This is a genomic window from uncultured Sphingomonas sp., assembly GCF_902806265.1.
Classification (GTDB): Bacteria; Pseudomonadota; Alphaproteobacteria; order Sphingomonadales; family Sphingomonadaceae; genus Sphingomicrobium.
In genome coordinates this window covers 1-25224 of the sequence record NZ_CADCVZ010000057.1, presented here as the reverse complement: position 1 = coordinate 25224, position 25224 = coordinate 1, and the positions used below count along the sequence as shown (strand labels likewise).

Here is a 25224-nt window from a genome sequence, read left to right as displayed (position 1 = left end):
TGCGACGACGAGCACAAGCTCAGCCTTGGTGCACCAGCGCGCTTTGCCGCCCACCTCCATCCTTTGTTCCTCTTGCAGTATCTTGGCGAGCAATTCTGTCCTGCTCGGAGGCGAAGCCGTGCGCTTCTTGCGAGGTGCTGGTTTCTGCCCGGGTCTGAATTGGTACTCGGCCAGAGGCCGCTTGTACCCAACATCGATGCGCTTAGGCTCTGGAGCGTCATCGTCACTCATCTTGGTTCTCCTCCTTAATTGATTAAACGTGTGCGAGAGCGCCGTTCAGGAAGATCTAGACGTGGGTTCGGGAATTGGGGGCGAGGCACGGGTCTTTGGCCATCATTTGCAGCAGCTGTTTGATCTCGCGCACCTTCCCTTGAGTTGCTCGATCAACCAGCACTCTTAGGAGCACCTCAGTGCGCGTCATTGTCACTTCCTGCCCGGCGATCGTTGCTTTGCGAGGCTGGTCAGCGATCATGCCGAGCAATTCATTGAATGTAGCGTATGAAGCGGTCTTCGCGTTGTGCGGCTTGGGAGGTGCTCGCCGGGCACCTGTCCCCTTCTCCACTTAACGGCCCTCCTTCTCGATCTGAGTGAACGTGCGCTCGTCCTGGGCGAGTCCTGCTTTCCCCGCAGCGTCAGCTTCCCATTCACCCTGCGCGCTCGCTGGCAGACCAGCGCCCGCTGATTTCGTGGGACGGGCATGACTTTCATGGGGACGGTCATGGAAAAGCGCCGGCCGACACGAGAAATATTTTCGGCGGTTTGGGAGTCGAGTGACCGGCTGCCGTTTCGCGCAAGGTTGGAACCGCGATCCGGAAGTGTCGCGAGCAATCTCCCTGTTCGCGCCAAGCGGTTCGGCAGAGCGAAATGGCAGTTTCAAAGCGTTGAAGCAGCCACCAAGCGATAGGCTCTTGATCGAAACGCGCGTGAGATCCCGTAAATCATGCAGCTAGCGGGATTTCTGCTGAGACCGGTTCGCTCGCGACTGCGTCCCGCACCATCCCTCCGGTCTTCCGTGCTTTCTGCTCGCCGCAGGGCTAGGAACAGCCGGATGATGCGACGCTTGAACAACGGCGTGCGTCCGGCCCTTCGAGCGGTGGCGGAGAAGTGGCGGGCGAGGCAAGCTCAGCGGGAGCTTGACCCGCTGCTCCGCCACTGCGGTCGCGGATACCGGATCACACGAAGCCTCGGCGGTCAGGCGCGATCGACCTGGCTGGTCGACAACGATGGTGAGCGCTTCGTCCTGCGCGCTGCCGGCGGCATGTACGAGATCCTGGCGCTGCAGCACCTTGCCGCTCAGCCGGTGCCGTACCGTTTCCCGCAGCTCATCCCGACTATGGCGGGTGCCACTCACGTCCTGTCGCCGTCCGAACGTCAATGGACCCTTTACCCGCTGGTCACCGGGGAACCGCCGCCGACCCGCAAGTCGCTCGAGCTTGTCGGTGAGATCGGCCGTCTGGCGGCGACCGTCAACGCGCTGCTGGTGGACCTGGATCTGCCGGCCCATGAAGGCGACTTCAGGCTGAAATTGTTCGAAACGCGCGGCCTGCCAGCCCGAGCCGCGGCAAGTGGCGGGCCGCTGCGGACGCGGTGCCGGGCGGGGCTGCCGGCCGCGCTTGCCTGGCATGCTGCCCGGCGGGAGGACAACCTCCGCCGCGTCGCCGAGCTGCCGAGCCAGACCGTGTACGATGACTTCCATGACAACAACATGCTCTGCCACGCAGGCAAGCTCATCGGACTGATCGACTTCGACAGCCTCGCTCATGGACCGCGAGCGGTCGATCTTGCCAGCGCCCTGCTTTACCTGCTGACGGAGCCTGCCCACCGGCAGGCGGACCACGTTCGGGCGCTGCGCGATGGCTTTCAATCGGTCGTGCCGCTGACTGACGCCGAGTACCGGCTGGTGCCTCAGCTCATCATAGATCGGCTGCTGGTGATGGTGGAACGGCTGCTTGGTGAACGCCAAATGCCTCCGCACCGCGCGCAGCTTGCCGGGCGGTTCCTGGATCTTCTGGGCTGGGTGATTGCTGAGGAGAGTTTGGCCGATCGGCTGGCTTTGCCCGACTGATGACGCCTGCGCCGCTCTGCGCTATGCTGCACACCGCCGATGTCGGCGTGCCGAGTTAACGCGTTACTAACCACTGGATTATACTGGCGGTAAGCGGCTATGCGGTAACCGGCTGTTATGAACGGGTGGAGTACGCATGCCGTCGTCGAAGCGCTCCATGGGAAAAGGCTGTCCTACCCCCGCGCGGTGCGGCGCAAACGCGTCGAGCCGCGCATGATGGTGGGCACGGTAGCGGCTTCGAGGGCCGAGGAGAAAACTTTGCGAGTGGCCGCGGTCGTGGTGACCAGGAACAGGCGCGTCCTGCTGGAGGAATGCCTCGAAGCGGTTGCGGGCCAGACCCAGGCGCTTGAGCGCATCATCGTGATCGACAATGACAGTACCGACGACACTGCCAATTATCTCCGAACGCTCCGCGACCCCGTTTACCAGATCGTCCGCTTGAACGAGAACACGGGCGGTGCAGGCGGCTTTGCGCATGGCATCCGCCTGGCCGCGCAATTCCCGGTCGATCTGATCTGGATCATGGACGACGATTGCATCCCCAATGCCGACGCGCTCGCCGAACTGGTGGACGCAGCCGGCGAACTGGACGCGGCCAGCTTCGATTATTCGTTCCTCTGCAGCCGGGTAGTCGACCTGGCAGGCGTCGCCTGCAATCACCCGGTGCCCTCCGGTACCAAGAACCAGTCCGGCTGGCCGCGGTGGGCCGACCTGGCGGACCGCGGCTACCTGCTGGTCGACGAGTGCACCTTTGTTTCCGTGGCCTTGTCCGCAAACCATGTCCGCCGCGCCGGGCTTCCCTTTCGCCAGATGTTCATCTGGGGAGACGATACCGAATATACGCGCCGGCTATCGACCCAGGCTCCCGGCGTGTTCGTGGGCAGCAGCCATGTTCTTCACAAGCGGCTGCTCGCCGGGGAGTTGTGCGTGCACACGGAGGAGGCTCCGGGCCGGCTGCCCTTCTACCGCCATCACTACCGCAACCGCATGTACCTGTATCGCCACTACTTTCCGCGCAGACGCTATCTGGCGCTGCTGCTGGAGATCATGTGGGACTTCCTTCGCCTGCTTGGGCGCGGGCGCCTGCGTCGCGCCCTACTGGTTGGACGCGGCTTCACCGAAGGCCTGTTCTTCCGTCCTCCGGTTGAGCCTGTCGGTGCCGCTCCGTCGCCGGCCGACCAGCCGACCGGGGCGCTTGGCGAGTCCAGGAGTTCGTCGGAGTTCGTGGAGCCGCGATGAGCCGGGCCCTGGTCCGCAACACCCTGCTGGGATTCGTCAGCGCCATCAATTCGCTGAGTTCGCTTTACTTGCAGGCGCTGATTTCCGGTGCTTGTCTTTCGCCAAACCGAGGCGCGCCTGATGCATGATACCCCAGCGTCCGACCAGCTGGCGGAAGCGCCGCGCCAAGCTGAGCCTTTAGTCAGCGTGGTCATCCCAACTTTCAACTATGCCCGGTTCCTGCCCGAGGCGCTGGACAGCATTATGCTCCAGAAGGGTGCCAGGATCGAGGTCATCGTGGTCGACGATGGGTCGACCGACGATCCGGCCAGCGTCGTTCAGCGCTATCCTGGCGTGAAGCTCATCCATCAGGAGAACCGCGGCCTCGCGGCGGCGCGTAATGCTGGGCTCCGGGAAGCTACCGGCGATTACATCACCTTTGTCGATGCGGACGACCGGCTGGTCGAAGGCGCGGTGGAGACCTTGCTCGCCGAGTTCAGGCGCAAGCCGGATTGCGGGCTCGTTCACGGATCCTACCGTTCGGTTGACGCAGACTGGCGAGCGATCTGGCAACCGAAGCCGGTCAGCCTCGGCGACGATGGCTTCGCGACCTTGCTTGAGCGGGGCAACCTCATCGGCGTGCCCGCAGCGGTAATGTACCGCACCGAACGGCTGCGGTCGGTGGGCGGGTTCGACGAGCAAGTCCCGGCGAACGAGGACTACGACCTTTACCTGCGCATGCTCAGGCGCTTTCCCGCTGCATCGAGCGACCGGGTCGTGGCCGAGTACCGGTACCATGATGCCAACATGTCGCGGAATGCTCCGCTGATGCTTTCGTCGGGCCGGGACGCCGTGCGCAGGCAACAGGACGCAGTGCATGCGGACGGCGCCCTTAAGCGCGCGTTCCGGCGGGGACATGCCGGTATCCAGCGCTACTGGATCCGCTCGCAATTGCGCGAGCTGCAGCGCGCCCTTCGCCGAGCGCCGGAGCGAAGTGAGGCCGTTGGCCAACTCCTTAAGCTGTTCGGGCAGGCGCCGCACCATTTCGTACGGGAGTCCGGAGCGGTCGCATTGGACTTAGCAAGAAAACGGCTCCCGACCAAGCTGCGCTGGGGCAGCCTGCGCCGGACCGAGCCGCTCAGCCGTGACTTCGGTTACGATCGCGGCACGCCCATCGACCGCTTCTACATCGAGGATTTCCTCGGCCGGCATTCCACCGACATCCGCGGCGTCGTGCTGGAGATCAAGGATCCCACCTATACCCGGCGGTTCGGCGGAGAGCGGGTAGCCCGAAGCGAGGTCCTCGACATCGATGCCGGCAATGCCAACGCAACGATCGTCGCAGATCTGAATACGCCCGCAAGCGTACCAAGCCAGAACTTCGACTGTGTTCTGCTGACTCAGACGCTGCAATTGATCTACGATTATCGCACTGCGCTTCGGAGCCTGGTCGACGCGCTGAAGCCCGGCGGAACGCTGCTGCTGACCGTACCGGGCATCACGCAGATCGCGCACCGCGACCTTGGCCATACCTGGTATTGGGCGTTCACCCGCAGCTCGATCGAGCGCCTGATGGCCGAGGTGATGCCGGGCGCCGACGTCCGGGTCGAGGCGCATGGCAACGTGCTGGCGGCGACTTCCCAGCTCCAGGGGATTGCTACCGAGGAACTCACAGAACGCGAGCTAAAGGTCCGCGATCTCGATTATCAGGTGATCGTCACCGTTCGTGCGGTGAAGCCGCTGCTCCCGTGACGGCGCCCTTCTTCCGCCGGCTTCGTGCCGGAGCCGGGCGGCTCAAGCGCCGGGTGGTCCCGACCGGGGTGATGCTGATGTACCATCGCGTAGCGAAAGTCGCCGCCGATCCGTGGGACATCACCGTCAGCCCGGAGGCCTTCGAGCAGCAACTCCAATTGATTGCCCATCACCGGGTACGGCTGCTGACCGCTGCCGAGATGGCTGCGGCGCTGGCGAACAAGCGGCTGCCCAAGCGAAGCGTGGCGATCACCTTCGACGACGGCTACCTCGACAATCTGGTCTGCGCGCGGCCGCTGCTCGAGCGCTACGGCATGCGTGCGACCGTGTTCGTCTGCGCAAGCGAGGTCGGCCAGCCGAAAGGGTTCTGGTGGGACCGGCTGGGGGTCATGGTCGATCAGGCGGAGCGCCTCCCCGAGCGCGTGATCGTCGACGGTTCCGAGATCGACTTGTGGGGCGTGGCGACGGACCGGCGCGAGGCGGCGCATCTATTGTGGAAGTCGCTTGTGGGCCACGATCAGCAGGTCCGTGACGAGCGGCTTGAATCCATCGCTCGGCAGCTCGGGTTGAAGCGCAACCCTGTCGGTGCGAGGATCATGAACGAAGGCGAACTGCAGCAACTGACCGATGGCGGCCTGATCGAGGTCGCGTCGCACGGGTGGTCGCATCGCCCGCTCAGCGAGCTTCCCGCAAGCGAGCAGCGCCACGAGGCGGAGCGCAGCCGCAACCGGTTGGAAGAGATACTGGGGCGGCCGGTCGCCGGCTTGTCCTACCCGCACGGCAGCCGCGGGCCAAACACAGCGGCGATCGTCCGGGCCGCCGGCTACGCTTACGCCTGCGGGTCCCGCCCGGGGCTGGTGCGGAATGGCGAAGACCTGTTCGACCTCCCCCGAATGGAAGTGCGGGACGGTACCCCCGAGCAGTTCGAGCGCTTCCTCCTCGATCATGTTTTGAGCTGAGGATGGCTGAACCCGCTTCCGAAGTGTTGCCCGCCTCTCCCCGGGTCAGCTGCATCATCATCTTCCTCGATGAAGAACGCTTCCTAGGGCAGGCGATCGACAGCGTTCTCGCGCAAACGGTGTCCGACTGGGAGCTCATCCTGGTTGACGATGGCTCGACCGACCGGAGCGAGGAAGTCGCGCGCAGCTATGTCGCAGCCCATGCGCAGCGGGTGCGCTACGTCACGCATCCGGGTCGAAAAAACCGGGGCATGAGCGCATCGCGCAACCTGGGCCTGCGCCACGCGCGAGGTGAGTATGTCGCCTTCCTGGATGGCGACGACATCTGGCTGGCCGACAAGCTTGCCCACCAGCTCAGCCTGTTCGAGCGGTACCCGCAAGCAGGCATGGTCTGCGGGGCGACGCTCTACTGGCATAGTTCGGTGGTCGGGGGCGGTCGTCCGGATGAACTGGTACCGGTCGGAGCACTTCCCGGCGGGGGCAACGCAGTGCCGCAGGACGCGCTGATCCACCCGCCGCGGCTGTTCCGCACCTTGTACCCGTTGGGGCGTGGCGCCTCGCCGTCCAGCTCGGGATTGATGGTGACGCGCGCTTTGATGGACCAGATCGGCGGGTTCGTTGATCGGTTCACCGGGCTGTACGAAGATCAGGCGTTCAAGATCAAAGTCTACCTGAACGCGCCCGTCTTCGTGTCGAGCAAGACCTACGACCGTTATCGCCAGCATGCCGAATCCTCCGTGGCTACAGGCGATGCGACAGGGGCGCGTGAGCGGAAGCGCTTCGACTATCTCCTGTGGCTGCACGAGTATGTGCGGCAGCATCGTCCCGGCGACCAGGTAGCACGGCTACAGCTCAGCCGAGCGCTGCTGCGTTTCCGTTACCCACGCCTGCGCGGCCTGTGGATGAGGTTCAAGCCCTGGTTGAGGCGCCCCCGCTAGCGAGCCGGCGCAGGGTCTTCTTCACCAGATCTCGTGCTGCTTCCAGCCGAAGCCGCCGCTGTGCGCGCCAAAGCGCTCGACGAACCTTGGGTTGCAGCGTTGACTGACGATCGAGGTAAGTCGCAAGCCAGCGGAGGAAGTCCATGCGCAGGCGGCGGTAGTCCGCCGGGCTGCGGGTTGTGGTCGCGCAGCAGGACGCGTCGTGCTGGCGGTAGCGGAGCCACGGCCGCGACGAGATAAAAACGGGGTAGCGGAGAAAGATCTTCAGCAGAAAGGCCTGATCCTCGTAGAGCCCGCGAAAGCGTTCCTCGAAACCGTCGACCGCTTCGAATGCCGACCTCCGCACCAGCACGTCGAGGCCGGCGCCGGCCCCTGTGCCGAGCGGGTAGAGCTGGAGCGCCGCTTCAGGTGGTTCCAGGCGGCGGTCGGCGATTCCGCCGGTCAGCACCAGCCTGTCCGGCTCGACCGCCGCCGGATCCCAGCTATACCAATACAGCAACGCCCCTAGAGTTAGTGCCAGCTCGCCGTCGCCCTCCAGCAGCGCGACCTGCTCGGCCAGCTTGTTCGGCTCCCACCGGTCATCCGCGTCGAGGAACGCGAGGTATGGCGCTGTGCCCTGCGCCGCGCCAAGGTTGCGCGAAGCGCTCATCCCGCGATTGGCATGGCTGGGATGTTCAACGTAGCGAATTCGCGGGTCGGCCTCGGCCGCGCGCTTGGCGATGGCGGTGCTTTCGTCGCTTGAGCCATCGTCAACCAGGATCAGCTCCCAGTCGCTCAGCGACTGGCCGCGAGCGCTGTCGATCGCTTCGCCGATGAAGCGCTCCGCATCGAGAAAGATGAGAACAACCGAGACCTGGGCCAATGTCAGCTCCCGCCGTTGGTCGCGCCTGGAGCGAAGCCCGGTTGGTATTGCACCCGCGCTCCTGGCCGCAGTTGCTGCAGCAGCCGTTCCAATGCCGCCTGGGTCCGCTGCCCTTTGAGCCGCTCGCGCGCCACCTGCAGCTGCTGGTCCGCCGGGACGGGCTGCGGGACCACCGTGACGACCTTGCCCACGATCAGCCCTCCCGGCCGCGGCAGAACGAAGTTTTGTCCTGCGCTGAGGCCCACCAGTAGCGGGCCGCGCAGATCCAGCGGGTTGCCGCTGTCCACCGTTTCGCTGGCGCGCGATGCGCTCAGAGCGGCGGCAGCAACCAGCTGTTGCATCCGCTCGATCGTAGCCGCTTCGCCGAGCGCGCGCTGCAATTCCGCCGGCACCCGCCCGGTGATCGCGACCTGGTCCACCGAAACCAGCGCCCGCCGGTCAAATGCCGCCGGGTTGGCGGCGATGTACCGCTTGAGTTCCTCGTCCGCCACCCTGCCGCCATCGGTGGCGGCAGCGAGCATCTGCTGGGCAAGCAGGATTTCGTCCGATCGGCGCTTGGCGAGAAGATAGTTGGGCTCCCGGTCGAGACCTTGCTCCTGCGCCCGCTGCACCAGCAGCTTGCGATCCACCAATTCCGCGATCAGCGCAGCCTTGAGCGCCGGATCGCGGCCAATCGGGATGCCCCGTGCCCGCGCCTCCTCGTTGAATTCCGCAGCCGTGATCTCCGTGCCGTTGACCAGCGCGATCACCTGCCCCTGCGGCGGCTCATTCCGGTTGCAAGCCGCGCCAAGAGCGGCCAGCGTGCACAACCAGACGAGGCGCGCGGCCGTCCACTTGCGGATCGCGTGCCATACGGTTCGTCCGCTGCCACCAAACGGAGTACCCTCAGGAGCCATGGAGACAGCGTACGACTGGATTACCGTTTTCATCTTCGCCGGGCTGGTAACGAAGTTTCTTTCCGAGTCCGTTAAACCCGAAGGCAGCGACGACAGCATCTGGCAGTATCTGCCGCCCGCCATCGGCTGCGGCTTGGCTAATTGGCTGGGCAACGATGGTTGGGATCTCGCCGCTATTTTTGTGATCGCATTGACGCTTGGCTACGCCTTGTATGTCTTTGGGCCGTTCCGCCGTTCGCCGCCGAAGCACTAGGCCGATCCGGTGAGCAGGCGCCGCATGTCGGGCGAGCTCGCCGCCACCAGTGCAGCCGCGAAGCCCTGCAGGAAGGTCATTGCGGCCAGCCTGTCGGGGTCGATGATCGACATGCGGACCAGGGCGCCGTCAGGGACCACTCCCTGAAAGGTCTGGCGGAGGACCGACCAGCGCTGGTCATTGGTGCTGGTCGGGAAATCGCGGCCGACCCTGCTCCAGTACAGGATCTGCTCGATTCGCCGGGTTGCAACGGCGGTCATGGTCCGCGCACGAATCGAACGGCTGGGTAGTTGCAGCGAAACGTCGGGCAGCTCGCGTATCTGGAAGCCCGCTGCCGGGTAGCAGACTTCGGGGCGGTGCAGCTGAGTGGTCCCCGTCTGCGCGCTGCCATAAGCGACCAGGAGCAGGACGCTGGGGGCGGAGTCGCTGGTGTAATAGCCGGTGACGACCTGGTCGTAGAGCTGCTCGTCTTCTTCGCCGCGCGGGATGAGGATGCCCTCGTCGCTCGACCGGGACCAGCGTCCGACCCGGTCCGGGATCAGCACCTCGCGGGCGGAAGTATCGTCGGCGAGAGCGGCGTTCCGCGCCAGCAACCCGGAGCCAAGCGCCGTTGCCAGCAGCCCACCGCCGACCAGGACTTCCCGGCGGGTGGCAAGCTGCGGCGCTTCCGGAGTGGGCGGCCCGATGCTGTAGCTGTCGGTCATTCCGCCGTCGTCCTACCGGTGAAGCGCTCAAGCAGGCGGTCGAACAAGAACATGCCAAGCATGGACAGGCTGAAGGTCACGACTCCGGCCGCATCGTGCGCGACGCTTTGCGCGACGGCGTCGCCGGCATGGTAGGTCAACAGCACCAGGATGATCACCCGCAGCAGGTTGGCGATCATGGCGATGGGGACGATCGCGGCCAGCAGCAGGATGGCATGCATCCGCCCGGGCGGCCTGGTGAGGTGAATGTAGAGCAATCCAAGCGCGAACAGGGTCACCAGCGAGGACAAGCCGGCGCACGCCTGCTCCACCATGAGCTCATACTGCGCGATCTGGATCAGCACCCCCGATTGCCCGATAGGGTAGCCAAGCGCATGCAGCAGGTCGACCGAGAGCTCGGACAGGGCGATCTTGAGCGGTTGGGTCAGCTCGGCGACCACGCCGTAGGGCGGCTTAATGAGGAAGGCGAGGTAGAGCACCGCAAACCACAACCGCCGCATGGCCGCCGGTCCCCAATAGTAGAAGCCGAGCATCACCAACATGGCATATAGCGCCGCGCTTTCAGTTCCCAGCAGCTCAAAGCTTCGACTGAAAGCGTACAGGAGAAGCAGGGGCACGAGCATCAGCAGCCACGCTTGCGCAATGCCGCCAGGCTGGAAGCGCAGCCACTGCCGCTCCCGCCAGATAAGCCACGTGCCCGAGATCAGGATCAGCGGTCCGTGCGCGCCGCTGCTGATGCTCCAGTGCCGGGCCGCGAGCGACAACGAGGTTGGGATGAGCAGAGAAGCAATGCCCAAGAGCAGCACTGCCGCTTTCCAGTCGGCAAAGCGCAGCAGATCGGCCTTGCGGAGGCTCGCGGCCGCGGGCGGGCCGCCCGCAAGATCAGCTAAGGGCACCAGGCGTCGCCTGGACGCGGGACTTCATGCTCGCCGATGCATCTTGGAGGATCACGACCTCGCTGCCGACCGGGACCTGCCGGAAGAGCAGACTTGCAAACTCCAGCGGGATGCCCAGGCAACCATGGGTCCCGGCACCGTCGCGGACATCGCTGCCGTGGATAGCGATGCCGTCGCCGGTCAGCCGCAGCGTGTAGGGCATCGGCGCATCGTACAGGCTGGACCAATGGTCCTTCAACTTCGCAAGCACCGTGAAGCGCCCCACCGGCGTCGGTTTCTCATCAACCCCGTAGAGGGTCACGGCCGTCCCGATCTCGTCCGGTCCGCGGAAGACCGACAGGGTCTGCGCCTTGAGGTCGACCAAGATCCAGGGTTTGCCAGCGGGAACACCCTTGTCGTCCCAGACATACTCACCGTATCGCATTGCGTGCGGCACGTTGAGCACGCTGCCGATCTGGCGCTCCTGCCCGGCGCCAACGTTGATCACGGGCAATTGGCGACGTTGAAAGCGGATGCGGACATCGTTGGTGGCGATCGCCTGCTCGTGCAGCCCTCCGGCCTGGACGACCTCGTCCGCGCCGAAGACCTCCTCGGCAAGCGACATGTCGGTGTGGTCGCGGCAGGCGCCGACCAACAGCCCAAGGCCGACCAGCAAAGCCAGCCAACCTACCGAACTGCGGGTGCCTTGGAGAGAAGGTTTCAGCACAAAGCGGTCACCGCCAGCTCAGCCGTTCAACCAAGCCGCGGCCCGGACTCAGCCCGCGTTGGCAAGGGCCTGAGTCTGAACAACCCCGCTGCCTCGCCGCGCGCGGCGACGGCGCAGGGTTGCGCCGAGAAAACCGATGCCCGTAATCATCATCAGCCAGGTCGCGGGCTCCGGAACGGCAGGCGCAGGAGCCGGAGCAATGCTCACTCCCGAGCCGTCGCCGCCGCCAATCGCGGCAAGTCCTGCAAGGGGAAGCAGAGCTCCTGCAGCGCCGAGGCCGGGACCAGCCGCGCCCAGCACTGCGGGCGCCGCGAGCGCTGCGACCGGAACCGCGGCGGCCGCAGCCGGCGGGATAACGGCCACCGGCGCAGCTGCAGCAGGCGCCACCACTGCCGGAACAATTGCGGGAGCAGCAGCAACTGGCGCAACCGGAGCAGCCGCAGCCACCGGCGCCGCAGCGGGCAGAACAGCGGCAACAGGTGCAACTTGCGCCTCCTGTTTTGTAGTCTCCGCCCCCGCTGCCCGCTCACCGGGCGACCGGGCCCGCATCACTGTCAGCAGATCCGGACTTGCGCCCGCGATGGTAGCCCGGACATCCGGCGAAATCGCCGACGCGCCAGCCACAACTCCGGCTCCGACCGCCGCTACGACCAGGAAGGTCACGCCCCTGTTCAGCCTCATGTTTCCCTCACTACCTTGACATACTGAGTCATACGACTCGGGAAAGTTTACGCATTGTAAACGACTTTTTCCCGAATTTGTTGCACAATCGGTCCGATCCCCGTCGTATGTGGCTTTTCCGTCCTACTTCGGGACAATCCGCCACCAGCCAGCGGGTCTTATCGCCCGGTGAAAGCATCTAAGCTCGACCATATTCATCATTGAAGCGGACGATGTCATCCTCTCCGAGGTACGGCCCGCACTGCACTTCGACCAGTTCCAAGGGGACCTTGCCGGGGTTGGCCAGCCGGTGGGTGGTTCCCGCCGGAATGTAGGTCGACTGGTTCTCCTGCAACAGCGACACCTTATCGCCGATCGTCACCTCTGCCGTGCCCTTTACGACGATCCAGTGCTCGGACCGGTGATAGTGCATCTGCAACGACAGCTGTTCGCCTGGGCGCACCACGATGTGCTTGATCTGGAAGCGGTCGCCCTGGTCAAGGCTCTCGTAAGAGCCCCACGGCCGAGCGACCTTGGCCGGAGTGGTTGCCTGGTCGCGGCCGTCCTTTTCCATCTGCTGCACGATCTGCTTGACCTCATCGGCCCGTGAGAGCGGCGCAACCAGAATGGCATCGCGCATTGCGACCACCGCGGTATTCTCCAGCCCGATGGTGGTCACGGTCGCCCGGCCGTCGCTGCGGACCAGCGAATTGCGGGTATCCAAGGTGAGGACGTCCCCCTGGATCGCATTGTTGGCTGCGTCCTTGGGTAATGCCTTCCATACCGCAGACCAGGATCCTAGGTCCGACCAGTCCATCTCGACCGGCACCACCAGACCAAGATCCGTGTGCTCCATCACCCCATGGTCGATGGAGATGTTCTCTGCCTGGAGAAAAGCTTTCGGCTCCGGCCGGACAAACGCGCCGTCCGAGCTGCTCGACTGCATGGCGTCCGCGATCGCCGCCCGGGTCGTGGGCAGGTGGCGCTCGAGCTCGCGAAGATAAGTTTGAGCACCGAACAGGAAGATGCCGGCGTTCCAAAGATACTCGCCGCTCGCCACGTAGGACTCGGCGGCATGCTGATCGGGTTTCTCCACGAAGCGGATGATGCGCCGCACCCGCTCCTCACCGTTCACCGGCTCACCGACCTGCACATAGCCGTATTGGATGCTGGGTTCGTCCGGCTGGGCCCCAAAAGTGATGATCGCGTGCCCGGCGTGCGGCGCCGCGCGGCTGACGGCCTCAAGGAACGCGTCTGCGTCGCGAATCATGTGATCCGACGGCATCAGCAGCAGGACCTCGCCCTCGAGGCCGTGCGCAAGGCTCCATTCGGCGGCAAGCGCGGCGGCCGCGGCCGTGTTGCGCTGGGCCGGTTCAAGCAAGATCGCTGCGGGCGCAAAGCCCGCATCCTCGAGCTGCCGCTTGATGAAGAACCGATGGTCTTCGCCCGCAACGATCAGCGGCGGCGCGAACTCGGTTCCGGATACGCGTGCCGCAGTTTCTTGGAGCATGGATCGGTCGCCGACGATCGGCAGCAGCTGCTTGGGGAAACTCTGCCGGGACAAGGGCCAAAGCCGCGTGCCCGAACCTCCGGACATGATCACGGGACGAACAACGACCAATCTACAGCCCCCTTTTATACCAGTTCAGCGATTATCGCCGATGAAGTGCAACGCGTCAGCCCTGCGATCGGAAGCGGCGGCGCATCAGCCGCCGCCGCTTCTCAAATCATAATATGAACGGGACGAACGAGCCCAAGGCTGGAAAACGGCTCAGGTCCCTGAAGAAACGCCTGGTCGCGTTTTCGCCAACCACGATCACGTCATTGCCGTAGATCTGCGGATCGTTGAGCCGGCCAGCACGGATTTCCTTCAGGCTGAACAACGCCGCCATTCGCTGATTGTTGACGGTGCGGAATACGACCACATTGTTGAGGTTCGCGAGCTCGCTGTCGGCACCCTTGGCCGAAGCGATCGCCTGCTGCAGCGTCATCCGGCCGATCACCGGGTACACGCCCGGCTCACGAACCGCCCCGTCGACGCTGAATGTCTGCGGGTTGGCCTTCTTGATGTTCACAGTCACTTGAGGGTCGCGGATGTACCGGCCGCGCAGCTGCGCGGCGATCGCATCGCCCACTTCGCGGGGCGTGCGGCCGCCGGCCACGATGGTTCCGACCAGCGGCAGGGACAGGTTGCCGGACGCGTCGACTTCACTTTCCCGCTTCAGCTCGGGAGCGCCGAAGACCTCCACGATCAGCTCGTCCCGCGGACCAATCCGATAATTAGCGAAATCCGCGGCACTCGTGGTGGAATCGGGTGCGGGCAGGCTTCTGCTGACGGCTACTGCAGAACTCGAAGCATCAAGGCCAGGGGCGCTGCTGCAAGCGGAAGCGCCTGCAGCCAGTACTCCGACGATCAGCGCGCGCATTCCAAGTTGAGTCATAATCTTGATACTCGCCGGTTGAGTTCTGGCTTCGGCTACAACGTCCCGGGGCGTAAAGAGATGCCTCCGTAACGAAATGCCGCAAACCTTAATGATGATTGTAGCGGAGCAGCCTTTAACGGCAGTGAACAGCTTGGCTAATGGCCTGGCCCCTGGGCGTGCCAAAGCGAGACAGGCTCGCAACGTTGTAGGTTAAGCGCCAAACAGGCTGCGCGCACCTAGCCGTTCCTGTAGCGGAGAATTGCAGTGGTGCGTGCGTTAGGCGAGCGGCAATCCGAGGACTCATGACAAAACAAGGCGCTCTCAACATCGTCCACGTCGTTCGTCAGTTCCATCCGGGGATCGGCGGGCTAGAGAATTTCGTCGAACAGCTCGCCACCCATCAGCTGAACGCCGGTTGCCGCGTGACCGTTGTGACGCTTGACCGCATCTTCGATGATCGGAGCGGCCGGGAGCTGCCGGCCTTCGACACTCACCGCGGGATTGAGATCAGGCGTGTGCGATGGCGCGGGTCGCGTCGCTACCCCCTTGCTCCAGCCGTGCTGAACAGGCTGCGGGATGCGGACCTGGTGCATGTTCACGGCGTTGATTTCTTCTGCGACTATCTGGCGGCCACCGCTCCATTGCACCGCAAGCCCATGGTGCTGACGACCCACGGCGGGTTCTTCCACACCAGTTTCGCTCGCGGCTTGAAGACCGCTTACTTCAAGACCGTCACCCGCTTGTCGCTCAGCCGCTACCGCGCGGTGATTGCATGCAGCGAGGAAGATGCCCGCACCTTTCGGCCGATTGCCGGCGACCGCCTGTCGCTGATCCCCAATCCCGTTGACGTGGACAAGTTCGCGGCGCTGGCCGACCCCCAAAGCTCCACGTTGATCTACTTCGGGCGGCTCGCCCCCAACAAGGAGGTGGGTCGCCTCATCGCCTGGTTCGCAGGCCTGGCCGAGAGGCGCGCGCGCTGGCGGCTGATCGTCGCTGGCAAGCCCATGGGCGTCCATGTCGCAGAGCTGGTCGAGCAGGTGGAAGCCCTTGGCCTGTCCGAGCGTGTCGAGGTGCACGACACGCCGAGCGATTCGCAGCTGCGGCAACTCATCGGCCGTAGCTCGGTGTATGCCTGTGCGTCGGCTTACGAGGGTTTCGGGCTGGCCGCCGTTGAAGGCGCCAGCGCGGGCTTGTTCCCCGTGTTGAGCGACATCCCCCCGTTTCGCAATACGCTCGACCGGATCGGCTATGGAGTGTCGATCGACTTCGCCGACCCCGCAAGTTGGAATGGCAGCTACCGCCAATTTGAAGAGACGTTTGAAGCATTCCGCGCTTCCTTTGACCTTGGCCGGGTCCGCGATGCCGTTGAGCCATTCGCCTGGTCGGCCGCGATCGACGCCTTTAATGATGTCTACGACCGGGTGCTTGGCCGCAGCCGGCGACGGATCGGCCACGTTCGGGTTGACGTGCTCGAGAAGGCGGAGGCGGCATCTCAGGTACTCGGAGCGGCACATGCCGGTCGCCCGTTGATGGTGGCGTTCTGCAACGCGCACTCCGCCAATCTTGCAGCACGCGACAAGGGCCTGCGGGACGCGCTGGGCCAGGCGATGGTGCTTAACGACGGGATTGGCGTGGACATCGCGAGCCGGGCATTGTTCGGCGACCGCTTCCCCGCGAACCTCAACGGAACCGACTTCGTCCCGCACCTGCTTGGTGTGGCGAGAGGGTCAGTGCGCCTGTTTCTTCTAGGAGCGGCAGAGGGAGTGGCGGACGCCGCCGCCGCCGCCATTCGCGACCGTTACCCCCATGTGCAGGTGGTCGGGACCCGGCACGGCTTCTTCGGAGAGAACCAGGACGGGGAAATTCTGGACATAATCCGCCGGTCAGGCGCCAACATGGTACTGGTCGCTATGGGACAGCCCCGGCAGGAACTCTGGGCCGCTCGCCACTACCAGCAGATCGCCGGGCCCGTGTTGTGCGTAGGCGCCCTGTTCGACTTCCTCGCCCGGCGGGTTCCACGGGCACCGAAGACCATTCGCAAGCTGCGCCTCGAATGGGCCTTCCGGCTGGCGCAAGAGCCTCGCCGGCTGGGCAGGCGCTACCTCATAGGTAACCTCGCGTTCATCGGTCGCATTCTAAAGCAGCGGTTGGCGGGTCACCGCCTCTGACCGGCTGTTGATCTTGCCCAATTTGGGACGCTGGTAACCTTGTGTTTGCGGGAACGCAATAATGGGGACATCGTTACGCCCCTGCTACTTTCTTGCGAGCAACTCTATGGTCACAACTGTCCTGCTATGCTTGAATTCGCGCGATGCGATGCGATGGACTGGCTTGGCTTGCCAAGTCTCCATGGCGAAGGGCGGCTGGTTGATCGACGGTCGGGCCGAGGCCTGCCGATTGCCTAGGGGGCAATAAGTGCGATGACGTGGTATATGAATGTTGCGCAGTTCGCGACCGATCCGTTCGGAGCGAAACGCCCTCGTGATCAGGAGGGAGAAAACGGTGCGGTGTCTTACGATGGCGAGCCGATGAATGGCCATAGTGCATACCCGCTCGATGGCGCGTCCAGCCAGCTTGGGCTGCCGTCCTTCGCGCGCCAGGATTCCCACCTGAGCGCTCCGGCATGGGCGCCGTCGGCGGCTGACCGCATCTATCAGGCTTTTGACGTTTCCCAGCCAGTGGATCAGCCGCAGGACTTGCGTGGACGTGCCAAGCAGGTCGCGCGGCTGCTCAGCGGCGTTATTCACCGGCGCAATCACGGTATCGTGTCCGGTCCGCGGGGTTCGGGCAAGACCTCGCTTGTGCGGGTGTTCGGCCAGTACGCCGATCGCGAGGGCATCGTCGTGCTCTACGCGGCATGCGATGGCGGAACTACCTTCGGCGAGTTGCTCCGCGGTTATCTGGAGCAGATCCCGCCGTCCTCGGTCGATCCCGACGAGGTCGAGCTGTTCGATCAGCGGGTGCTTAGCTTCGGCCTGGAAAGCAGTCCGCATCAAGCGACCAGCATCTTTGCACAGATCAAATATTCGCAGGTCGTGATCGTCCTGGATGAGTTCGACCGGGTGTTCGATCCGGTGCTGCAGGCCAAGGTCGCTTCCCTGCTTAAACTGATTTCGGACGCTCGCCTGCCGGTGCGGTTCGTGCTGGTTGGCGGTAACAACGCCTTTCTCGACGTGGTTAGGGAGCACCCGTCCCTGATGCGCCATGTGACGCGCGTCTCCACGGCTCCGCTGGCTCGTGAAGCGGTATTCGAGCTCCTCGACAGCTGTGCCGATCGGTGCGGCATGCAATTTTCGGCCGCTGGCAGGGAGCTGCTCGACGAGGTCGCGTGCGGGTCGCCCTATCATGCTCGCTTGTTCGGCATGCACGCTGCCTTGGCCGCGCTGCGGGGCGGCGATATCGAGATCTCGCAGCAGGCTGTGGCCGAAGGCTTGTATGAAAGCTTCGAGGAATGGTCGTCGCTCAACGGCGAGGACTCAGCGACCTTTCACGCCATCTGCAGCGGCGCGCGGGGCGATCCGGCGCCGTTCGTGGAACTCGCCGGGCGCATCGCTACCGCCACTGACGATGAGCAGCTCGTCGATCGGCCGGCGCCCGATCCCCAAGCGGTTGAGGCGGCCTTCGGGTCGGCGATCGACCGCTCGGCGGAACCCATTGCGTTTCGTGACGCAACCGCGCCGCAATACCTGATTGCTCTCCATCACCTTTCGCGGCTTTCCTCGCGCGAGCAGAAAGGCACCGTTCGTGCATAGTTACCTTGATTGGTTCGAAGCCGTTCGCTTCCGCTGGAAGCTGGTGGCGCTGTCGACGGGCGTCTTGGCCCTGCTCGCGCTGCTCTACCTGGCCTTATCGCCGCGGACCTACACCGCTCAGTCCAGTCTGCTGGTTGATACCCAGCAGGCCAATCCGATATCGGAAGGTGAGGGACGCCCTGACAGCAACGCGACCCGTCAGATCATGGCCACGCAGGCGGACCTGATCCGCTCGCCCACCGTAGCTGGCCAGGCCGCAGTGCTGGCCGGGCTCGACAAGGATCCGCGCTACCTCGCGCAGTGGAAGGAGGAGACCGGCGGCCGCACCCCCTATGGGGACTGGCTCACTGCCCGACTGCTGGCATCGCTTGCTGTTGCTCCCGGTAAGGACACCAACATCCTGGTAATCTCCGCCAAGGCGGGCGACCCCACGGAAGCTGCGCGTCTGGCCAACGGCTTCGCCAAGGCGTCGGTTGCGTCGCAGTACAAGCTTCGGACGGAGCCGGCCAAAGCCTACGCATCATGGCTTGAGAAGCGCATGGTGGAGGCACGGGGCCAGGTTGCGGAACGGCAGCGGACCCTGAGTGATTTCGTGCGTCGCACCGGGCTCTCGACCGGTGAAGATTTGGGGTCGGAAGGCTCACAGATGGCGGACATGGCTGCGCAGCTCGCCAGTGCCGAAGCCCGCGCCGCGGGCGCTCGGCAGTCCACCTTCTCGGGCGCGCAGAGCCGGGGGGACGTCGAGCGCAGCTCCACCATCCAGAACATCCGCCAACAGGTCGCCGAGAAGAACGGCCGGCTGGCGGAGCTTCAGGCGGTGTTCGGGCCGGACTACCCCGACGTGCAGCGCACCAGGGCGGAAGTTACGACCCTGCAGTCTCAGCTCAACAAAGAGCTGTCCAACGCCAGCAGTGCTTTCTCCGCGGCCCGAGAGGCGGAAGCGGCGGCAGAGCGCCAGGCAGCAGGTGCCAGCGAAGCGCGGCTGCGTGCCTTGACGGCTCAGCAGCGTGCTCGCCTCGAATCCAAGGGCGTGAACGTCGCGCAATATACCACCCTCAAGAACGAGTTTGACGCAGCGCAGCGCAACTACAACACTCTCAATGAGCGGCTGTCGCGCATGCGCCTGCAGAGTGCCGTGCCATTGACGGAGGTTCAGGTTTTGGACTCGGCCTCGCGCTATCTCGCTTCCAGTTCCCCAAATCCGCGGACTACACTTGCATTGGCGCTGCTGCTGGGCGCCATCATGGGCGCGTTGGCGGCAATCATCCTCGAGTATCTGAACCCGCGGGTTCGCAGCTGGGGCGGTGTGGAGCGGTTGCTGGGCGTTCCGGTTGTCGGCCGGCTTTCCCTGCCGAAGCCGGGGCCGGCGGCTCTCTCCGGAGGCGGTCACCCGCCATTGCTCGAAGCGAGGGCTGGCTGATGCGGCTGCGGGACCTGTCGGCGGCTGCGGCCGTAGGCGTCGGAAATGGGGACAGTGCGGCTGATCGTCCGGTTGGGCGCGTGTTCGAAGAACTCGGCATGCTTGAGCCGGAGGAGGTGGAGCGCATCCGCGAGCGGCAGCAGGAAACCCAGGCTCCGTTCACCGAAGCGGGTAAGGAACTCGGCCTACTCGATCAGGAGATGATCGATCGGGCTCTCGGGCAGCGGCAGCAGCTCGCTCCCGCGGACTGGCGCCGGGATGGTCAGCTGGCGCCATTGTCCGATGCTGCCGAGCCGGCCAGTCCTTACGCGCGCGAGTTGCGGCAGCTGTTATCCAGCCTGGCCAAGGGACAGGCCGTGCAGCGCACGCCGCAGCGGCTGGTGGTGGCGGGGGTCAACACCTCCATTGAGGCATCCACCGTTGCCGCCAGCCTCGCCACGACTTGCGCCGGCAGCGGCTTCCGAACCCTCCTGGTCGATGCAAATCTGGAGCAGCCGAGCGTCCACCGCTACTTTGGCGCATCCAACGAGGTTGGGCTCGTCAACCTGCTCAGCAGCGCGGAGCCTCCCCATCGCTTCGTGCAGAGCACGGCCTTCTCGAACCTAGCGGTGATCACGGCAGGACCCATGCTGCCGAACTACTCCAGCCTGCTGTCGCGTGAGCGCGTGTTCCACCGTCTTCAACCGGTCGCCAACAGCTTCGAGTACATCATCGCGGACTGCGGTGCGCTTTCGCCTTCTCTGGTTGGGCGGTTGAGTGCTGGAGCCGACAACGTCATCGTCGCAGTCAAGGAGCATGTCTCGTCCATGCGCGAGCTGTCCTCCATGATTCACACTCTTCAGGCGGAGTCGATTGCGAGCCCATCGGTGCTGATGATCGGATGAACCGGCACGCCCGGCTCGGACGGCCGCCGTCGGCCGCTCGCCCCCCAGCTCCCCAGCTAAGCCGCGATCAGTTGCGCTTCCACAAGCGCGCGGCCGATGTGCTGAACGGCAGTCAGTTCAATTGGCCGATCATCCTGATTACTTTGGCAGGTGTGGGCTACAATGCAGCATTGGCGTTCCTCAACGCTCACGGCTCGTCAGTCAGCTTGTCGCTGGTAATTACCACCGAAGTGCTCATCCTCGTGGCGGCGGCGCTGATCGTACTGGCCGCAGGAATGCAGCCCAGGGACGGGCCGCCCGCCCTGCTGTTCACCTGTTTCCTGGTGATTGCGCTGCTGATCTCCGTCTTTGGTGACACCTGGTTCATCGGCATGGCCCGGAACGTGGCGATCATCGCCCTGTTCGCCATGCTGGGTGCCCGGCTCGGCTCGGCTGGCCTCAAACGCTGCTTCTTCCTCGCGGGCTTGATCGTCGGGGCCGTGCTGCTGCTGGAGATCATCTCCGTCGACCAATATGCATCGGTGTTCCAGCCGGGGCCATACTTCGAGCAAACCCGCGGCATTGGCACGGCCGAGTATGACGAGTCCGGCCTGTTTGCGCCCGCCCTGGGGTTTGAAGGCCGCTTTTCCATCTTCACCATCACCGGACACCGCACCGCATCCTTGTTCCTTGAACAGGTTTCGCTCGGCAACTTCGCGGCGGTCACCTCGATCTTCCTGGTTTCCAAGTGGCAGGATCTTGCGCGCTGGCAGCGCATCTTTTCGATCGCGCTGATCACGATCATTCTGCTGACGACCAACTCGCGTGCGGGCCTGGCCATCACGCTTGCCGCGCCGGTAGTCTACCACGTCGCCCCCAAGCTGCACCGCTACACGGCCTTGCTGGTCATGCCCGTCGTCCTGCTAATCGCCTGGGTGATCGCCAACGCCATCCCGAGCACGGGCGATGACCTGCCAGGACGCATGGCCGTCACGATCAGGAACCTCAGCACGCTCGACCTTCAGTCGCTGGCGGGCCTGAAAGCGCTGAGCGCGGACGAGTTCGCGGACAGCGGCTACACCTACGTGATCTACGCCAGCTCCATCCTCGGCTTGCTCGGCCTGTGGCTGTTCATCTGTACGGCGATTGCAGCGCCGAACAAGGAGCGGCTCCGCTGCAGCCTGCTGACGAGCCTTTATGTTTTCGGCAACCTTAGCGTCAGCGGGACCTCGGTCTTCTCGATCAAGACCGCGGCGTTGCTATGGCTGCTGGTCGGACACATGTGGCGCGACGATGCAGTGAAATTCGATACCGATCGGGCCCCAAGCGATACGCTGCCGCGTGCGCGGCCGGGGGTCGCCCAGCGGCGAAGGCTGGCCTCGAACTGAGCTGGCTAGCGGGAGGCTGAGTTGCGGTAGCCGGCGATATGCCGCTTCAGCACCTCGCTCTGCAGTTTGGCGCTCCCGTCCCGCGGTTGGATGCTGAAGGGGTAATTGCCCCACCACGCGCCGCCGGCCCAGTAAGTCCATCCGACCCAGACATCGCCGTTCTCGCGCAGGTAGGCCAGCATGTCGTCGAGCTCCGCCAGGCATTTGGCGGTGGGCGGCACGCCGAACTCTGCAAGGATTGCCTGCGCCTTTTCCTCGCGGAGCCAGCGGGTGACACCGGCCAGGCGCTTACGCCCGGCAGCCCCGCCGACGCACTCCTTCTTCGTGCCGGACGAGTCTTGGTCCAGATACTGGTGGATCTCGAACACGAAATTGCGGCCTGGGTCGACGAAGCCGCTGAGGGTGGCAGCGTTCGACTTCGGCCCACCACTGTTCCAGCTGTGCCCGCCGGTCCAACGCGTGCCGGGGACCAACACAAGATTGCGCGCACCCGTCCGGCGGATGGCGTCGACCGATTGATCGACGATCCTGCGCCATTCGGTCGAGTCCATGCCGTGCGGCTCGTTCATTAGACCGAAGGCGACCCGCCGGTTACCCTTGTAACGTTCCGCGAGCCGCGTCCACAGGTCGGCGAGCATGGCTCCCGACCGGCCTTCCTGGTCGAGTGCTACTCCCTGGTAGCGCCCATAGTTATGGACATCGATGATCACCGACTTGAAGTCACCGAGATCAGCGATGGCCTTGTCCAGCCGCTCCATCTCGTCCGGTTCGAGCGATCCCATCGGTTGGCGCTGAAGCCGTTCCCATAACACCGGTACGCGAACAGTGTTCATGCCCATGGCCTTGAACGGCTCAGCGACTGCCCTGGTCGGATAGACGTAATCCCGACCGTGCACGCCAGGGAGCTTCTTAGGCCCAAACTCGCCCGACGCGAGATTTACGCCATAATAGGTTGGCGCACGAGCTTGCGCGACTTGAGCAGACGCCAGCGGTTTCAGGGAGGCGCCCAAACTTACGGCGCACGCAAATGCTCCCAAGCCAAGGTAGGCTGTTGAACGCAAGCGAGGACGCCTTGCCTTTTTCGGCGGTGAGGAAGATGCAGTCATCTCAACGCGGCCTCTCCATGCGAGTGACTCGCTTCTTACCCAGCAGCGCTGGTCCCCAAGATGAACGGACCGGTCCGCCCACGCGCGTCAATAGGCTTGCGGATGTACCAACACGCGGACCGTACGCGCAACGATCGAGATGTCACGCCAGAGCGACCAACCCGCGATGTACTGAAGGTCGGCCTGCAGCCTGGAGGTAAGGTCCTCACGGGTGTGGGTGGCGCCACGCAGTCCTTTGACTTGCGCCAAGCCAGTAATGCCGGGCTTCAGCACATGGCGGTGCCAGTAGCGCTCGTCGATGTGCCAGAACAATTGCTCGCCCGCGAGCGAGCCTAGTGCGTGCGGCCGAGGCCCGACAATACTCATCGAGCCCAACAGGACGTTGAACAACTGCGGAAGCTCGTCAATGCTGGTCCGGCGCAGGAAGCCGCCGACACGGGTCACCCGTGGGTCGTTGCGACGAGTCGACACATTGCCATAAGTGTCGGCCTGCGCGGCCGCCATCGTGCGGAACTTGTGGATTTCGAACAGGGCATTGCCATACCCTACCCGCCGTTGCTTGAACAAGATCGGCCCGCGGCTGTCGAGCTTGATCGCGGCGGCGACCAGCGCCAGCACGGGCGCCAGCAGCACCAGCACAGGCACGGTCAGCGCCAGGTCGAAAGCGCGCTTGGCCGCACGCTGGCGGACGTTCAGAGGTCCGGCCGAAACGACCAGGGTGGTATGATCCCCCACCTGCGCGATGCCGATGGGACCAAGATGATCATAGTCCTTGGTCAGGATCTCGCCTTGCACGCTGGCGCCCTTGAGCATCTGCGCCCACCGGCTGGCGGCGTTGCGCGGGCAGGAAATGACTACCCGGTCGACGCCTTGGAACAGCTCGGCGACCTTGAGGAGCATGGAGGCGTCTCGAGCGTCCGGCCGGATCCCGAGCTCCGCGGCGTCGAGTTGAGTCATGCCGTCCTGAGCCTCGATCCGCACTCCGTCGCTCAGCAGCAGTTCGGTGGTGTAGCGGCCTCGGTGGATCCGCTGGATCGTATCGCCGGCCAGTTGCCGCACGACTGCGAGGCCAGTCAAGGCAAACAGGAATGACGCGCCCGTCATGATGCGAGACAGGCGCTGATCCACTTTCAGGAAGTAGAAGAGCAGGAACAGTAGCGCGAAGGCGAGCAACACGGAACCGACGGCCCGGGCCGTTCCCCTGCTGGGGCGCCGCAGCACCTCCAGCGAGTAGGCGCCCGTGGATAGTGCGGCCAAGACGAACAAGGCCGCGACCGACGCAGTGACCCCCGCCCACCCGTCACCCGGGACAGTCCCGAACCTAAGAAGCGCGCCGCCAACGAACGCCCCAACGATGCACAGGAGATCCAAGGATAGCAGCAGCGCGTAGAGCTTGACGCGCAGCGGCCGAGTCGCGCGCGCACGCGGGACTTCGATGGCCTCGACAGCCTGCCACGGATTATCACTGAGATTCACGGGCGTCCTAACGCAACCAGCCTTGCGAATTCGCTGGCCTACAATGCACAAAGTTACGTTAAGGTTTCATGACGAGCAAGCCCGTTAGCAGAAGCTGACTTCCGCCTTGTCGACCCGCGTCGTCCTTGCCCCTTCAAACCGCCAAGTAGAGCACCCCGCTCCAGATACTCGCGCCGACCATCAGGCAGGTGCTTAAGCATCGAGCAAAGCTGGCCGGGACCATATCCGGCGCCATCACGATCCTGTCGTGCTTCATGTTTCCCTCCCCCGGAGAGTCCCATCGGCGAAACCGACGTCCGCCGACGTTTATCTCACAGCAACGTTGACTAGCCAGTCACATCTGATGCCGCAAGCGCCTTTTGACGTAATTTCCACGGCAAGAAGATCGAACTTACAATGGCTTGGCGGAGTCGGAGAAATCAAGTTGTTGACGCAACGTTAACCGGCGCGCGAGTAACATGTGGCTGCCGCCGCGGAGCCGGGGGTACAACAGGGTAGATCAACAGATATGCGAATCCTGGTCGCCGGGAATATGGGATACGTCGGGTCGGTTCTGGTCGGCCATCTGCGACGGGTTTTTCCGAATTCGGAAATCCATGGGCTGGACAGCGGCTTCTTTGCCCATTGCCTGTCGGACGGGTCGGTACTGCCGGAGCGGGTGGTCGACGTTCAGCACTTCGGTGACGTTCGGCGGGCAGAGCCTGCTCTCCTCGCAGGATTCGATGCGGTGGTGCAGCTTGCCGCGGTGTCGAACGATCCGATGGGCAAGCAGTTCGAGGACGCCACCATGTCCATCAACCGCGACGCGGCCGTCAGCGTAGCTGAGGCCGCGGCCCGGGCGGGTGTCCGTGCCTTTGTGTTCGCTTCCAGCTGCAGCGTTTACGGGA

At 64.3% G+C, this 25224-nt stretch carries 25 protein-coding genes; 13 read left to right on the top strand and 12 right to left on the bottom strand.

Annotated elements, in window-relative coordinates; translation table 11 throughout:
* Together QZX62_RS10560 and QZX62_RS10555 are read right to left on the bottom strand one after the other, a co-directional pair.
* Nucleotides 1-231, bottom strand: a 231-nt coding sequence (locus QZX62_RS10560) for a hypothetical protein (RefSeq protein WP_294174301.1), incomplete at its 3' end; no start/stop codon positions are given.
* Nucleotides 232-286: 55 nt separating this feature from the next.
* Nucleotides 287-562 carry a DUF5681 domain-containing protein gene (locus QZX62_RS10555; protein ID WP_294174300.1) on the bottom strand — a complete coding sequence of 92 codons (276 nt, stop codon included), beginning with the start codon at nt 560-562 and terminating at the stop codon, nt 287-289.
* Nucleotides 563-1048: 486 nt separating this feature from the next.
* Here QZX62_RS10555 and QZX62_RS10550 point away from each other — a divergent pair, with 486 nt between their 5' ends.
* From QZX62_RS10550 to QZX62_RS10525, 6 genes are all read left to right on the top strand, one after another.
* A complete protein-coding gene (locus QZX62_RS10550) occupies nt 1049-2065 on the top strand; it encodes a phosphotransferase (RefSeq protein WP_294174298.1) in 1017 nt (338 codons plus the stop codon).
* Nucleotides 2066-2329: 264 nt separating this feature from the next.
* A complete protein-coding gene (locus QZX62_RS10545; protein ID WP_294174297.1) occupies nt 2330-3304 on the top strand; it encodes a glycosyltransferase in 975 nt (324 codons plus the stop codon).
* Nucleotides 3301-3432 (top strand): hypothetical protein, encoded by a 132-nt coding sequence (locus QZX62_RS10540; RefSeq protein ID WP_294174296.1) that lies wholly within the window; start codon nt 3301-3303, stop codon nt 3430-3432. Before QZX62_RS10545 ends, QZX62_RS10540 begins: the two co-directional genes overlap by 4 nt.
* The gene (locus QZX62_RS10535; protein WP_294174295.1) at nt 3425-5035 is read left to right on the top strand and encodes a glycosyltransferase; all 1611 of its coding nucleotides are present in this window, start codon (nt 3425-3427) and stop codon (nt 5033-5035) included. The genes QZX62_RS10540 and QZX62_RS10535 overlap by 8 nt, the downstream gene beginning before the upstream one ends.
* Nucleotides 5032-5994, top strand: a complete 963-nt coding sequence (locus QZX62_RS10530) for a polysaccharide deacetylase family protein (protein ID WP_294174293.1) — start codon at nt 5032-5034, stop codon at nt 5992-5994. Before QZX62_RS10535 ends, QZX62_RS10530 begins: the two co-directional genes overlap by 4 nt.
* A 2-nt stretch (nt 5995-5996) precedes the next feature.
* A complete protein-coding gene (locus QZX62_RS10525; protein ID WP_294174292.1) occupies nt 5997-6932 on the top strand; it encodes a glycosyltransferase family 2 protein in 936 nt (311 codons plus the stop codon).
* Here the strand turns inward: QZX62_RS10525 and QZX62_RS10520 are convergent.
* Together QZX62_RS10520 and QZX62_RS10515 are read right to left on the bottom strand one after the other, a co-directional pair.
* Nucleotides 6904-7794 carry a glycosyltransferase family A protein gene (locus tag QZX62_RS10520; protein WP_294174291.1) on the bottom strand — a complete coding sequence of 297 codons (891 nt, stop codon included), beginning with the start codon at nt 7792-7794 and terminating at the stop codon, nt 6904-6906. The two genes, QZX62_RS10525 and QZX62_RS10520, sit on opposite strands and share 29 nt — an antisense overlap.
* A 2-nt stretch (nt 7795-7796) precedes the next feature.
* On the bottom strand, nt 7797-8690 hold the full coding sequence (locus QZX62_RS10515; protein WP_294174289.1) for a peptidyl-prolyl cis-trans isomerase: 894 nt from the start codon (nt 8688-8690) through the stop codon (nt 7797-7799).
* On the opposite strand from QZX62_RS10515, the gene QZX62_RS10510 reads away from it, so the two are divergent.
* Nucleotides 8689-8943, top strand: coding sequence for an XrtV sorting system accessory protein (locus tag QZX62_RS10510; protein ID WP_294174288.1), 255 nt, complete (start codon nt 8689-8691; stop codon nt 8941-8943). The two genes, QZX62_RS10515 and QZX62_RS10510, sit on opposite strands and share 2 nt — an antisense overlap.
* Here the strand turns inward: QZX62_RS10510 and QZX62_RS10505 are convergent.
* From QZX62_RS10505 to QZX62_RS10480, 6 genes are all read right to left on the bottom strand, one after another.
* Nucleotides 8940-9647, bottom strand: coding sequence for an exosortase C-terminal domain/associated protein EpsI (locus QZX62_RS10505; RefSeq protein WP_294174287.1), 708 nt, complete (start codon nt 9645-9647; stop codon nt 8940-8942). The genes QZX62_RS10510 and QZX62_RS10505 overlap by 4 nt on opposite strands.
* Complete coding sequence (gene xrt, locus QZX62_RS10500; protein WP_294174285.1) at nt 9644-10543, bottom strand: exosortase; 900 nt, start codon at nt 10541-10543, stop codon at nt 9644-9646. The genes QZX62_RS10505 and xrt overlap by 4 nt, the downstream gene beginning before the upstream one ends.
* Entirely contained in the window at nt 10530-11249 is a 720-nt protein-coding gene (locus tag QZX62_RS10495; RefSeq protein ID WP_294174283.1) for a L,D-transpeptidase family protein, read from the bottom strand. Before QZX62_RS10495 ends, xrt begins: the two co-directional genes overlap by 14 nt.
* A 48-nt stretch (nt 11250-11297) precedes the next feature.
* On the bottom strand, nt 11298-11930 hold the full coding sequence (locus tag QZX62_RS10490) for a PEPxxWA-CTERM sorting domain-containing protein (RefSeq protein ID WP_294174281.1): 633 nt from the start codon (nt 11928-11930) through the stop codon (nt 11298-11300).
* Between the two features lie 178 nt (nt 11931-12108).
* Nucleotides 12109-13506: a mannose-1-phosphate guanylyltransferase/mannose-6-phosphate isomerase gene (locus QZX62_RS10485; protein ID WP_294174279.1), complete on the bottom strand. Its 1398-nt coding sequence runs from the start codon at nt 13504-13506 to the stop codon at nt 12109-12111.
* A 130-nt stretch (nt 13507-13636) separates the two neighbouring features.
* A complete protein-coding gene (locus QZX62_RS10480) occupies nt 13637-14350 on the bottom strand; it encodes a polysaccharide biosynthesis/export family protein (RefSeq protein ID WP_294174277.1) in 714 nt (237 codons plus the stop codon).
* A gap of 284 nt (nt 14351-14634) precedes the next feature.
* Here QZX62_RS10480 and QZX62_RS10475 point away from each other — a divergent pair, with 284 nt between their 5' ends.
* The 5 genes from QZX62_RS10475 (at nt 14635) to QZX62_RS10455 (ending at nt 21755) form a co-directional block, all read left to right on the top strand.
* On the top strand, nt 14635-16500 hold the full coding sequence (locus QZX62_RS10475) for a WecB/TagA/CpsF family glycosyltransferase (RefSeq protein WP_294174275.1): 1866 nt from the start codon (nt 14635-14637) through the stop codon (nt 16498-16500).
* Nucleotides 16501-16860: 360 nt separating this feature from the next.
* Nucleotides 16861-18084: an ATP-binding protein gene (locus QZX62_RS10470; protein WP_294174271.1), complete on the top strand. Its 1224-nt coding sequence runs from the start codon at nt 16861-16863 to the stop codon at nt 18082-18084.
* Nucleotides 18077-19504 (top strand): Wzz/FepE/Etk N-terminal domain-containing protein, encoded by a 1428-nt coding sequence (locus QZX62_RS10465; RefSeq protein WP_294174269.1) that lies wholly within the window; start codon nt 18077-18079, stop codon nt 19502-19504. Before QZX62_RS10470 ends, QZX62_RS10465 begins: the two co-directional genes overlap by 8 nt.
* Nucleotides 19504-20388 carry a CpsD/CapB family tyrosine-protein kinase gene (locus QZX62_RS10460; RefSeq protein ID WP_294174268.1) on the top strand — a complete coding sequence of 295 codons (885 nt, stop codon included), beginning with the start codon at nt 19504-19506 and terminating at the stop codon, nt 20386-20388. The genes QZX62_RS10465 and QZX62_RS10460 overlap by 1 nt, the downstream gene beginning before the upstream one ends.
* Before the next feature lie 71 nt (nt 20389-20459).
* Nucleotides 20460-21755 carry a hypothetical protein gene (locus tag QZX62_RS10455; RefSeq protein ID WP_294174267.1) on the top strand — a complete coding sequence of 432 codons (1296 nt, stop codon included), beginning with the start codon at nt 20460-20462 and terminating at the stop codon, nt 21753-21755.
* Nucleotides 21756-21760: 5 nt separating this feature from the next.
* Here the strand turns inward: QZX62_RS10455 and QZX62_RS10450 are convergent, their stop codons facing one another.
* Both QZX62_RS10450 and QZX62_RS10445 read right to left on the bottom strand, forming a co-directional pair.
* On the bottom strand, nt 21761-22651 hold the full coding sequence (locus tag QZX62_RS10450; protein WP_294174266.1) for a glycoside hydrolase family 5 protein: 891 nt from the start codon (nt 22649-22651) through the stop codon (nt 21761-21763).
* 297 nt (nt 22652-22948) lie between these two features.
* Nucleotides 22949-24337, bottom strand: coding sequence for an exopolysaccharide biosynthesis polyprenyl glycosylphosphotransferase (locus tag QZX62_RS10445; protein ID WP_294174264.1), 1389 nt, complete (start codon nt 24335-24337; stop codon nt 22949-22951).
* Nucleotides 24338-24797: 460 nt separating this feature from the next.
* Between QZX62_RS10445 and QZX62_RS10440 the strand changes: the two genes are divergently transcribed.
* Nucleotides 24798-25224, top strand: a 427-nt coding sequence (locus QZX62_RS10440; RefSeq protein WP_294174263.1) for an NAD-dependent epimerase/dehydratase family protein, incomplete at its 3' end; no start/stop codon positions are given.